This window comes from Bartonella sp. AP19HLJMH, assembly GCF_042196245.1.
Lineage (GTDB): Bacteria > Pseudomonadota > Alphaproteobacteria > Rhizobiales > Rhizobiaceae > Bartonella.
Window position 1 is genome coordinate 51,124 of the sequence record NZ_JBHIPX010000010.1, and the last position, 12,520, is coordinate 63,643.

Below are 12,520 nucleotides of genomic sequence, written 5' to 3' on the forward strand. Positions count from 1 at the left end.
TAAGAAAAACATAATGGAGAAAAATTTTTGATGACTGCTTTTGCCCATAGATTCACCAATCTGAGAGCTGTGTATGAAAAGTACCAGCACCATCCGCTAACCAAGAGCGATTACACCCGCTATATCCACGCTCCTCATCAAAGCGCTCTTGCAAACAACTTTGTTAAAGGAAAAAAACAATTTTAAGCAACATTTTTCTTTTTGACCTCTTCCTTACACCTCAAAAAACGAAGATTTTACCCAGAGTCAATTTATAGAAAATCCATTTTCTGACTACTTATGGGATTCATATCAGCGTCCTAAATACCAGCATTTTACAGTACAAGATAATAAACAAAGGAAACATCAGAAAAGCTTTTCAAAAGCATCACAAAACGATTGATACATCCCATACACTGGAGGGAAAAGTGCTCCCTCTCATAACAACCAAAATCTCAAAAGAATACGCGAAGGGGAATTTTTCACATGCAGCGTTTAAGACGCTCATCAACCACCACCCTACCTACTTAGGAGAGATTACATGTTAGAGCAAAATTATCTATATAAAGGAACCAAAACACTCAAAAATAAATATGGCATCAAAGACCCTAAAAAACTGTATCAACGCAGTACTCATGACGTCACTAAAGCAGCCGTCAATTTTCGCCATGAACCACCCCCACGAAAATTTGATGCTTCCTATCTAAAACTAATCCACTGGAGCCTCTTCTACAAAACTTTTGAATGGGCGGGCCACACTCGCGATACATCCTTTACATTTGAAGACGGCACCACTGCCCATATGCCGGCGATGCGTCCCAAAGGTTATGAAGTTCCTTTTGCTATCGGTCCACAGATTAAAAAAGAACTCACACAACTCGAAAAAACACTTAATGAAAAGAACAATTTAAAAGGTTTATCGCGCCAAGAATTTGCTGAAAGTGCCGCTGATGTTTTTATGGTGCTAGAGCACGCACATCCTTTTAGAAAAGGCAATGGGCGCGTAAATCGAATGTTTATGGAAAAACTTGGACAAGCCGCAGGACATACCATTGACTTTTCTTTCATCACAAAAGGACGCATGACAACAGCTTGTATTGAAGCCATGCAATATGGCAATTCCCAACCGATGAAAGATCTTTTTGAAGATATCACCCATCCACAAAAATCCCTTGTTTTAAAAGAATTCATCTCCCAAATGAGAAACGCTGGACTGGATGAAATTAACGATCGTGTTGTTGTTGCAGCAAAGGAAGATGTAACCTATGAAGGCGTCTTTAGAGGTTTTTCAGCAGAAGGTTTTGTCATGGAAATAGAAGGGGCTTTCGTCGTCGGACACAAAGATGATCTCACCCCAGAACTCGTCAAAACATTACAAAACGGTGCCCGCCTCTGCTTTCAAAAAACCAACGTTCAAAGCTTAAAAGAAACACTGATCCCAAAAGAAACTTTAGCCCCTCTTACCCATGAAGAGTTATTTGAAAGGATTTCAAATGACGCTTATGTTGAAGGGAGCCGAAAAGAAATCGAAAATTTATCAAAGACTGTTTATGGTAAAACCCACACCTTAAAGACAACATTAGATATCATAACGGCAGCTCCAAACTTAGGAAATCAGTTTGCCGATGAAACTTTACAAAACCCTCAATCAATTTCTAAATTTGCTGGGAGTAAAATACTTGGCATGAAAAGTTCAAATCGCAGACAAGCCGAACAGGCTGTTCCACAACTCAGCCAAGCCCTTAAAAATTATGGCGCAATAACACAACAAACAAAAGATGCAATTCTAGAGCAACACCAAAGAGAACAAAATCGCCTGAACCACACTGTCGAAAAACCTGGAAAAAATTTACAAAACCTTTTTGCCTTACCAGAAGAACAACAAAGGGAAGCTTTATTCCATTCTCGTTCACTGCGACAAGAACTCCATACCTTTTCACGACAACTACACAATCGTCTATCCTCAGAAGATCGTAAAGCCATACAAGAAAAAGATTATACCAGACTAGCTTGCCTCCTTGGGACATCGGAAAGCAAAGCAAAAGAAATTGCGAATACTGTAAAGAACACCCAAGAAGCACAATGCCAAGCTCGCAGCTTGAAAGTTAGTCGTTCCTCATCGCTGGCTCTTACCGGCTAAAAACGCGTGAACTTTTGCCTTCCAACAGAACTCTTTATACCAATCATTTTATCTCCATTACGCCCACCAATTGTTTTAAAATGTTACAAAAGATAGTCCTAAAAATGAATCCTGTAATCTCCTATAACTTATTGATAATATTTCATAAAAAAACTGTATAAAAGACATAAATGTCCATTACATATCAATATGAATAGCGCGAAGTCTTTGGAGACCATTCAGTTTGATATTCTTCTTTTGTCCTAAAAAATATCAAAAAAGTGGGGAATGCGCCAAAGAGGTTTTCTAAAAATATTGAAAGGAAACAGCCATGAAAAAAAGTCACCCACAACAATATACACTTCAACAACCACCAAAAACGATCTATGCTCCCCAAAAGCCACTTGAACAACAAAATCTAGGAGCTTCTAATGTAGGAGACCTCTACGCAAAGGTTAACAAACCATCCAAAGAACAACGCAACCCACAACACTATACACTTCAACAACCAGCAGAAACGATCTATGCTCCCCAAAAGCCACTTGAACAACAAAATCTAGGAGCTTCTAATGTAGGAGACCTCTACGCAAAGGTTAACAAACCACCCAAAGAACAACGCAACCCACAACACTATACACTTCAACAACCAGCAGAAACGATCTTTGCTCCCCAAAAGCCACTAGGAAATCCCTATGACAGACTTGGTGGAAGACCGAGTGATGGGCGACGCACCGACAGACTCGTAAACCCCTATTCAATAACGGATCTGGCGGCGCAAGGTTGGCAAACACCCTACGACACAGTTGGTGGAGGTGCACAGGGTGGACGACATCCCCAAGAACCAGAACATCTCTATGCAGAGCTTGACTTTAGTGAACGTGGTGAGCACTCTCCCCAAAGACCTCTCGAATCTGTCTATACAACGGTTGGCATGGGAGCTGAAGGTGGGCAAGAATCCCAACAACTAGAAAATCCCATCTATCAAGGCGTTGGAGGAAGAAAAATCTCCCCTCCCAGAACCCCAAAAGATGTGGTTACGACAAAGCTTTTACAAAACGTAGACTTTCAATATGGTGTAAGAGAAATCCAAGAGCGATGCAAAGTTGTTTATGGAAAAGAACATGCTTTGAATGGACCACTTGCGAAGATCCTTGACGATCCTCAAAATGCAGAACAAATCTTATGGGACCTTGCAGAAAATCCTCAAAGCGCTGGTAAGCTTGCAGGTCACAAAATACTTGGTGTAAAATCTCCAAGCCGCAGAGAAGCTGAAGATGAGTTTACCCACCTTTGCTCAGCTCTTGAGAGGCATATACATACGGCACAAAAGCTCCATAAACAGTTTACACGTGAACAGGAAAGAGAAAGAGGTCAAAAACAAGAAAATCCAGAAAGAGAAGCAGAACACAGACACCACCACCACCATCATCATCACGCAAGAGGACAAGAACAAAATAGTCCAGAGTACAGCCCACAACGACAAAGACATGGAGAAAAAGGAATGGCTTTTGCCATGTAAGTGGACATAAACATAAAAACAGATAGGTTTTTGTTTTTCATGTAATTTTTTTTCAGTGAGTTTCTTGGTGCAAATCATTTTATCGTGATTGCACCAAGAATTGTTTTAAAATATTACAAAAAATAGTCCTAAAAATGGATTCTGTAATTTATTATAACTTATTGATAATATTTCATAAAAAAACTGTATAAAAGACATAAATGTTCATTACATATCAATATGAATAGCGCAAAATCTTTGGAGGTCATTCGGTTGGATATCTTCCTTATATAAAAGTTATCAAAACTAAAAGTGGGGAATGCACCAAAGAGGTTTTCTAAAAATATTGAAAGGAAATATGTATGAAAAAACATCATCCAAGCCCTTCTGCAAATCCAGAAGCCCTCTATGCAAAAGTTAATAAACCAACCAGAGGAAACCAGCGCGGTCCAACCCCAGAAGAGGAAGTTCTATACGCATCAGTTAGCACCTCTTCCCCTCTTTCAAGAGACAGACATCATGCTCAAAGGAGTGAAGATCCTGAAACCGACTATACAACGGTTGCTTCTCCAAGACACGAAACTGATGTTCTATACGCATCAGTTAGCAGCGTTACCCCTTCTTCAAGAGGTAAACATCAAAGGACAGAAGATCCTGAAACCGACTATACAACGGTTGCTCCGCACCAAAGAGGAAGATCTTCATCTTCCCTCACAACGGAGCAAATAAGTGTCATGCTTTTAAAAAATCCACACGTCCAAGCACATGCAGAAGAGATCATGCATTGGGGTAAGATTGTTTATGGCAATGACAAGCTTTTCCAAGAACACTTGCAAGGAATACTTACAGATCCCAGTAAAGGAAAAGAGCTTTCAGATCGACTTGCTGAAAATCCTGAATCTATGCATAAGCTCGCTGGCCATTCCGCACTTGGCATAAAAAGTCAAGCACGCAAAGCAGCTGAAGACGGTTTTAAACCGCTCATTGATGCCATTGATGGTTATACAAAAGCTGTACAAGACGCAACAACAAGACTATCGCAAACCCCTATGGCAGAACAAAGACGTCGTCAAGAAAATTCTCAGCAAGTTGAGAGACACCATCATCATCGTCATCATCACGCAAGAGGACAAGAACAAAATAGTCCAGAGCACAGCCCTCAAAGACAAGGAGAAAGAGGAATGGCTTATGCCATGTAAGGGGCATAAACATAAAAACAGATAGGTTTTTGTTTTTCATGTAATCTTTTTTTCAGTGAGTTTCTTGGCGCAAATCGTTTCATCGCGATTGCGCCAAGAATTGTTTTAGAATGTTACAAAAAATAGTCCTAAAAATGACGCCTGTAATTCACGATAACTATTGATAACTTATTGATAATATTTCACAAAAAAACTGTATAAAAGACACAAATGTCCATTAAGCTGATTGCAAATAGCGCAGATCTTTGGAAGCTCATTCAGCTCGATATTTCTTTTGTCTCAAAGCGATCCAAGCATAAAAGGCAAGAATGCACCAAAGAGGTTTTCTAAAACAATTTTTGAAAGGAAACATGCATGAAAAAAAAACACCCTCATCCTTTTCCATCCTCTTCAATACAAGAACTTATAAAGCTCTATGAACAAGCGGCGGCAGAGGTCTCAGGCGCTGCAGCCCCCCTTCCTAAAGAAACGCCTTCAAAAAGCAAAAGACTGTCATCCATACCGGAAGAAGATGAGGAAAGACAATCTCTTTTAAGCGAAGAAACTGTATATGCATCAACAAATCGAACAGCTTCGTTAACAAGAGGCGGCTCTACCAAAAGACCGCAAGAAGCTGAAACGACACACGCAACAATTCCTTCACAAGCAGCATTACAAAGGGCAACAAGAGTTCTCTCAGAGGAAGAGATCATTATATTGCTTCCACACCATTCATTGGTTCGAACCTATCAAGAAGAAATCCAACATTTATCCGCAAGTGCCTATGGTAACCCAAACATTTTGCAAGAAAAAATGCAGGAAATTCAAAGAGATCCCGCTGCAGGAGAGGAGCTCTCATGGCGCATGGCAGCCCATCCTGAAAGTATCGCTAAACTTTCCGGTACCAGCGCGCTGGGCTTCAAAAGTCGAGCACGTAGACAAGCGGAAGAGAGTTATTCCGCTCTCAGTGTCACCGTTGATTGTTATACAGAAGCCGTAAAACAGGCAAGAGAGAGCCTCTTACAATCTCCAGAGCAAGAACTCAAAAACTATGAACGCTTAATGGGGAAGGAAGCCGTCGCTAAACTTCTGCAAAAACCAGATCATCGCGAAAAAGAAACGCTTTCAGAGACAGAAATTTCTACCAAAATTCACCAACATTCAAAAGTCAGAAGACACCATGCCCAAATCAAATATTGGTGCACTGTTGTTTTTGGGAACGCAAACATTTTGCAATCACAAACAGAAGAGCTTTTCCAAAACCCTGAAACAATAGAACAGCTGGCACAGCAACTTGCCGGAAATCCTCAGTCTTTTAACAAATACATTGGTCGTAACTTTTGTGGCTTTAAAAATAAAGCACGCAGACATGCTGAAGCGGGTCTTTCTCACCTCATTGACGCCGTTGACAATTATGCAACAGCTGTAACACAAGTAAGAGAGAGCCTTTCAAAAACTCAGCAGACAAAACAAGAACACAATGAAGCATCTTCTGACAGAACGCAAAATTTGCATCAACAACAAAGCGTCTCACAGTCTGCTCAACGCCCTGAGCCTTCAATAGTAACGCATGAAGGAGCAACACCCTCTACGCAACAAAGAGAAACAGATATTCGTCCTCGCAAAACTGCCGCCCCAAAAGCGATGGCTTTTGCCAGCTAAACAGACATAAGTTTTCACGTTGAATCTAACGTCTTGGCGCAACACAGGAAAGAGGTGTTTGCGCCAAGAAAGAGAGAAAATTGAAACACAATTTATTTTTCCGTCCCTTAACCCAAACACTGGAGAAAACAATCTTTAGAGAATGATTATGATCTGAGCCAAGAGAGTCAAATCATGCAAAACCATTCAGTTTCATATCCTCTCTCATAAAAGCAAATGAAAAAGCATAAAACAGAATAAAAACCAACGTACATTTTTAAATAGTATTTAAAAACAATATTGGAAGAGTTTGAAAGGAACATGCATGAAAAAAAGAAATCCCTCCCCTTTTATCACCGAAATGATGGAAAAATTTCAACAACCGGCTGAACAATCCCCCACCAGAACCCCTCCTTCCCAAGTTTCTCAAAGTTTGCCAAAAGCAACTGTAGAAAAACGCCCAGAAAATTTATCCCCCCACCCAAAGGTTGCGCCACCGCCCCCCCCCCGCATGAGAGCAAACACTCAAACCAGCACAATGCTTCCTAACGCCAAAAACCAAGAGACGCCTCCCCCACAAAAAAAAGCAGCTCCACCAAAACCTCCGCGTGTAAAAGAGAGACAACAACATAAACAAACAGTTCAAGAGTCCCCCTCCCTACAGACAAAAGTGGCTCCGCCCCTTCCTCCACGCATGAGAGAAAAAACACAAACCGGCACAACAATCTCCAACTCAAAAAACCAAGAAAGCTCCTCCACGCACACAAAAGCAGCTCCACAAAAACCTCCGCGTGCAAAAGAGAGGCAACAACATAGACCAACAGTTCAAGAGTCCCCTTCCCCGCAAAAAAAAATGGCTCCGCCCCCGCCCCCACGTATGAGAGAAAAAACACAAGCCGACGCAAAAATCCAAAAGCATGAAACCCAAGAAAGCCCCTCCACGCGCATAAAAATGGCCCCACAAAGACCACCGCGTGCAAAAGATAGAGAACAAAACAAACCAACTGCTCAAGAATCCCCTTCTCTACAGACAAAAGTGGCTCCGCCCCTTCCCCCACGCATGAGAGAAAGAGCACAAAACGGCACAAAAATTCAAAATCCTGAAACACACGAACCAAGTGTTAGACCCAAAACATCATCACATATGAAAGTCAGGCAGCAAAGCAGTTCATCATCACAAGACAGTGGAACATATGCCGTCCCGCCTTCAAGAAAAACGCACCGTATGGAAAACAGAAAACAAAGCGATACTGTCGTCCCAAAAACTTCCTCTACACACACAGCAATTGAACAACCAAAACCGTCTCACGAACAAAAACCATCTATTAATACAATGGAAAGAGAGCTATTGCTCGTAGCATATCAAGAAGAAATACGATTTTTGAGCGAAAAGGTTTATGGCGACCGACTTATTTTAAATGAAAGAATAGAAGCAATCAAAGAAAACCCCGATATGGGAGAACAGCTCTTATGGGATGTTACAGAACGGCCTAAGTCTATTTCTAAGCTTGCTGGTAGAAAAGTTCTTGGCATAAAAAACCATGCGCGCAGAAAAGCTGAAGAAACTCTTCCCACCCTATGTGCTGCCATTAACGGTTATGTGTATACTTCAAAATATACAAAAAGTGAAAATATTTTACAAGGTTCTCACACGGAACAACAACATCAGCGACAAACACAAGAGGAAGAGCTAACAAATCAACATTTACAAAATCCGCTCAATTCAGAAAAGAAAATAAAGCCTCTCTCAAATGAGGAAATTGCCCGCAGAGTTCAAAAAGATCCATCGGTTCAATATGGTCAAAGAGAGATCCAATATTGGTGCCAAATTGTTTATAAGGATCCATTTATTTTGCAATATAGAATAGAAGATATGCACAAAATTCCAGAGATGGGAGAAGAGCTTGTATTTCAAATTGAAAAGGATTCTGCATCTGTTGCTCCACTTGCTGGTAAGCAAGTCCTTGGCATAAAAAATGGAGCACGCAAAGCCGCTGAAGAACATCTTCCTACTCTTTGTACCGTCATTAAGGAGTATGCTGAAACTGTAAAACAGTTAAAAGAAACCATTGTGCAAAACCATCAGGCAGAACAACAAAAACGTCATCAACCGCCTACCGATCTCGATAAAAAATTACAAAAGCAGCAAAGCTTATCGCAGCCTCCAAAGCTGCCTGAACGCTCAACAGCAAAGCGGCATAAAGAGGTTACAGCAACTTCTAGACAAGAAGACCAGCCGCATGTTCGACCGCGCAGAGCCGAAACATCAAAAGCAATGGCTTTGTCGTGATAAATCTCCTAATTGTTGGCTTTTTATCCAAAACTTTGGTGCAATTATCTTGCCAAGATTGCACCAAAGACGGTGTGTGAAATACAGAAAACTTTGAATAAGACACCCCATTATTTTACAGAATTCATTGATAAAATTTCACGATAATACTTCAAAATTATAAACTTTAACTTTGTTCCATGCGAATAAGGTCAATTTTTTCAATCATTCAAATAGGCATTCTTCTTTGAAGAAAACGCTATGAAAATAACATAAGGCAAAAAATGTAAACAAAGAAGATTTCAAAAAATAATGTTACCATTTGAAAGGAAATATGCATGAAAGAAAACACAGAACATTGTGCCTCCTTTACACAGGAAGAATTGCAAGAACAACACTCTGTAATTAATGCAGCCATTTCAAAGCAAATCAATGAAGAAGCGCAAAATTTTTTCTACCCCAATAGCAAAGTGCTTAAAAATAAATACCGCATCAAAGATAAAGAAATATTAAAAGAATGCTGTTCTAATGATGTAAAAAAAGAAATGATAAAACTGCACCAAGAACCTCTACCAGAGCAGTTTAATGCCTCTTATCTAAAATACCTTCATCAACGCCTCTTTTCCCGTACATTTGAATGGGCCGGACAAACACGCCAAGAGCCTTTTACATTTGAAGATGGCTCTGTTGCTTCTATGCCCATTTTGAAAAGAAAAGAATTTACAAAACCTTTTGCGATTGGCAGAAAAATACAGGAGGGACTAGAAAAGTTAGATAAAACGCTTGCTGAAAAGAATAATTTACAAGGCTTAACGCGCGAAGAATTCGTTGAACAAGCAGCTAGTATAATGATAGATTTGCACCACTTGCATCCTTTCAGAGAGGGTAATAGGCGCACAAAGAGACTGTTTGTTGAAAAACTCTCTCAAGCAGCAGGACATGAGCTAGACTTTTCTCTTGTGAGCAAAAAACGTAAAGACTTTGTCCGCGCCGCTGCCATGGAACATGGCAACCCAGAGCCTATGAAGCATCTGCTTGAAGATATCTCAAATCCAGAAAAATTGCTCCTCTTACGAGAATTCACCAACTCTATGAGAGAGCTTGGATTGGATGAAAAAAATTATTATCTCGCTGTCGTTGCAAAAGAAGGAGAAACCTATCATGGTACCTATAGAGGCAGTGGACCCAATGGCTTCATGCTTGATGCCAACGGGATTTTCATCTTGGGAAATAAAAAAGATCTCACCCCAGAGCAAATACAGACATTAAAAATCGGTGACGCCCTCTCCTTTACAGCACCAAAAATTCAAAACCCAGAAAAAACCCAGCAAAAAACATTGCTTCCAGAAGAAAAAGAAGAAAAAAGAGCCACTCTTAAAAACGATGAAATAACTGAAAAGAGCAAAGACAACGCATCCATTCAAACAAAGAAAAAGGGAAAATCCTATTTTTCACCATGGATTGCCCCTCATACTTTACATGACAGCGTTGAAGCTATGCCCAAAAGTTTGCAAGAACAAGAAAAAGAACAAATGGCACAACCAATTGCTCAATCTGCTTCCGCTATGAGGCAAATGCAAAAAGATTTTCAAAAAAACATTTTACAGAGCAGTAATACAGCGACAAATGATCCAATATCTGTCAAAATGACAAAGGAAACACGCTCTGATCATCAAGAAATAGAAAAACAGCCCCCCAAAAAAGCTATGGCATACTGGGATACTGGTACAAGAAAAACGAACACCGTCCCTCTCACCTTACAGGAGAAATTATCATCACCGCCTGAAACCGAAGAAAATAAGACAATGTACCGTAATTTCTTTTGCCCTAATAGTATCACCTTAAAAAATAAATATGGTATAAAAGACTATAAAAAATTAAAAGTGCAATGTGCCCATGATACAACAAAAGCAATCATTCATCTACGCCAAGAAGCGCCACCGCAAAAACTAACTTCCACATATCTCCAATATATTCATCACACCCTATTTAAAAATACTTTTGAATGGGCCGGACAAACACGCGAAAAACCATTTACATTTGAAGATGGTACCGTTGCTTATATGCCAATGATGAAAAAAGCTGGTATTTCTTTTGCCTCAGCAAAACAGATACAAGAGAGACTAGAAAATTTAGATAAAATACTTGCTGAAACGAATAGTTTAAAAGGCTTAACCCGCGAAACATTTGTTGAACATGTCACTGAAATGTTGATACAGCTCAACTATACACATCCTTTCAGAGAAGGCAATGGACGCACGCAACGAATGTTTTTTGAAAAACTTGGGCAAGTTGCTGGCCACACACTCGACTTTTCTCTTGTAACAGAAAAACGTATGAATCTTGCCAGCATTGCATCGCTAAAACATAACGATAAAGAAGAAATGAAACATCTGCTTGAAGATATCTCAAATCCAGAAAAAATACTTATTTTAAAAGAATTCATGGACAGTATGAAACATATCGGGCTTGAGAGTATTCATCATCATCTTATTATAACAGCAAAAGAAGGTCATACCTATAAAGGCTTTTACAGAGGCAGTGGACCCAATGGCTTTATGCTTGATGCTAACGGAATTTTCATCTTGGGAAATAAAAAAGATCTCACCCCAGAGCAAATACAGACATTAAAAATCGGTGACGCCCTCTCCTTTACAGCACCAAAAATTCAAAACCAGCAAGAAGTGCTTATCCCCGCACAAACAATAGCCCCCCTTACCAACAATGAAATTGCCACAAGGATAAAAAACAACGCATCCATTCAAGCAAGAAGAAAAGAAATAGAAACTTTGTGCCAAATCATTTATGGCAATCGTCATATTTTGCGGGAAAAAATTGAGATGATCCATGAAAATCATACTGAAGGAGAACAACTCACCTATCAAATTACCACCTCTCCCCAATCGATTTCTAAGCTTTCTGGTAGCAATGTATTTGGCATAAAAAACAACGCGCGCGCCCATGCTGAAGAAAATATTTTGCCCCTCTGTAGAGCCATTGATCGTTATATCAATATTTCTAAACAAACAGAAAGAGACATTCTCCATACCCATCATGTAAAACAAAGGCGGTGTGAACAGTCGGTAGAAATGCCTAAGGCTTGGATGAAAAATCTCCTTTCCTTGTCAAAAGCACAACAGCAAGAAATGTTATCAAACTCTCCTGAATTAAGGGGGGAGATAAGGACTTATATCAAAAAAATCAATGAGCGCTTATCTTCAAACGAGCATGAAGTTATAAAAGAAAATAATCCTGAAAGACTTGCGAAGAGTCTTGGCACATCAACCATCAAAGCAAAAGAGATTATGGAAATAGTCAAGCAGATAAAAGAGATAGAACCGCATATACAACCCATGTATTTTTATAACCATAAATTCGATGAGCGCTTCGCACCAAACCAGTATCAATCTATCCAGCATCAATCTATAAAGAAAAACAATGAAAAAAAATGTTCCAACACCCTTGATAAAGAAGCAATTAAAGTGCAAAAAATGACACAAAACGTCAATCAGAGTCCCAAAAGACAAGAAAATATTCAACCTCACAAAACGGCGCACGCAAAAGCAATGACAATGAATATCTAAAAGGTTCATAAACTTTAACTTTTTCTCCCCCTCTGGTAAAAATGATAGCCTTTATCCCCTTGCCTTCATCGGCAAATCAATCGCACCTCAACGAGAATGGAAACCATGAGAGAGCAACTTTATCTTATTTTCTCAGATTTTATCCTCATCAACTGTGAAAAGAAACCTGAACAAGAAAAATGCTGTTGAAAGATCATATCTTCCTATCCTCTTGTTTATGTAATCTCTAAAACGGGAGGGCAGACAAATTTT

6 protein-coding genes are annotated in these 12,520 nt (G+C 39.7%); all 6 read left to right on the forward strand.

Annotated elements, in window-relative coordinates:
• Positions 1–520 precede the first annotated feature (520 nt).
• The 6 genes from ACFINR_RS06070 to ACFINR_RS06095 all read left to right on the forward strand — a co-directional run bounded on the left by ACFINR_RS06070 (position 521) and on the right by ACFINR_RS06095 (position 12,268).
• Positions 521–2,119, forward strand: coding sequence for a BID domain-containing T4SS effector (locus ACFINR_RS06070; RefSeq protein ID WP_375653231.1), 1,599 nt, complete (start codon positions 521–523; stop codon positions 2,117–2,119).
• Positions 2,120–2,429: 310 nt separating this feature from the next.
• Entirely contained in the window at positions 2,430–3,617 is a 1,188-nt protein-coding gene (locus tag ACFINR_RS06075) for a BID domain-containing T4SS effector (protein ID WP_375653238.1), read from the forward strand.
• A 341-nt stretch (positions 3,618–3,958) separates the two neighbouring features.
• Positions 3,959–4,795, forward strand: coding sequence for a BID domain-containing T4SS effector (locus tag ACFINR_RS06080; RefSeq protein WP_375653243.1), 837 nt, complete (start codon positions 3,959–3,961; stop codon positions 4,793–4,795).
• Positions 4,796–5,149: 354 nt separating this feature from the next.
• Positions 5,150–6,436: a BID domain-containing T4SS effector gene (locus tag ACFINR_RS06085; protein WP_375653249.1), complete on the forward strand. Its 1,287-nt coding sequence runs from the start codon at positions 5,150–5,152 to the stop codon at positions 6,434–6,436.
• A 304-nt stretch (positions 6,437–6,740) separates the two neighbouring features.
• Positions 6,741–8,705 carry a BID domain-containing T4SS effector gene (locus ACFINR_RS06090; RefSeq protein ID WP_375653255.1) on the forward strand — a complete coding sequence of 655 codons (1,965 nt, stop codon included), beginning with the start codon at positions 6,741–6,743 and terminating at the stop codon, positions 8,703–8,705.
• 317 nt (positions 8,706–9,022) lie between these two features.
• A complete protein-coding gene (locus ACFINR_RS06095) occupies positions 9,023–12,268 on the forward strand; it encodes a BID domain-containing T4SS effector (RefSeq protein WP_375653262.1) in 3,246 nt (1,081 codons plus the stop codon).
• Positions 12,269–12,520: the final 252 nt, after the last annotated feature.

Excerpts from the sequence above, each read along its gene's own strand:
- ACFINR_RS06085 (WP_375653249.1), top strand. The coding sequence starts at position 5,150 with ATGAAAAAAAAACACCCTCATCCTTTTCCATCCTCTTCAATACAAGAA.
- ACFINR_RS06070 (WP_375653231.1), top strand. The coding sequence starts at position 521 with ATGTTAGAGCAAAATTATCTATATAAAGGAACCAAAACACTCAAAAAT.
- ACFINR_RS06095 (WP_375653262.1), top strand. The coding sequence starts at position 9,023 with ATGAAAGAAAACACAGAACATTGTGCCTCCTTTACACAGGAAGAATTG.
- ACFINR_RS06075 (WP_375653238.1), top strand. The coding sequence starts at position 2,430 with ATGAAAAAAAGTCACCCACAACAATATACACTTCAACAACCACCAAAA.
- ACFINR_RS06080 (WP_375653243.1), top strand. The coding sequence starts at position 3,959 with ATGAAAAAACATCATCCAAGCCCTTCTGCAAATCCAGAAGCCCTCTAT.
- ACFINR_RS06090 (WP_375653255.1), top strand. The coding sequence starts at position 6,741 with ATGAAAAAAAGAAATCCCTCCCCTTTTATCACCGAAATGATGGAAAAA.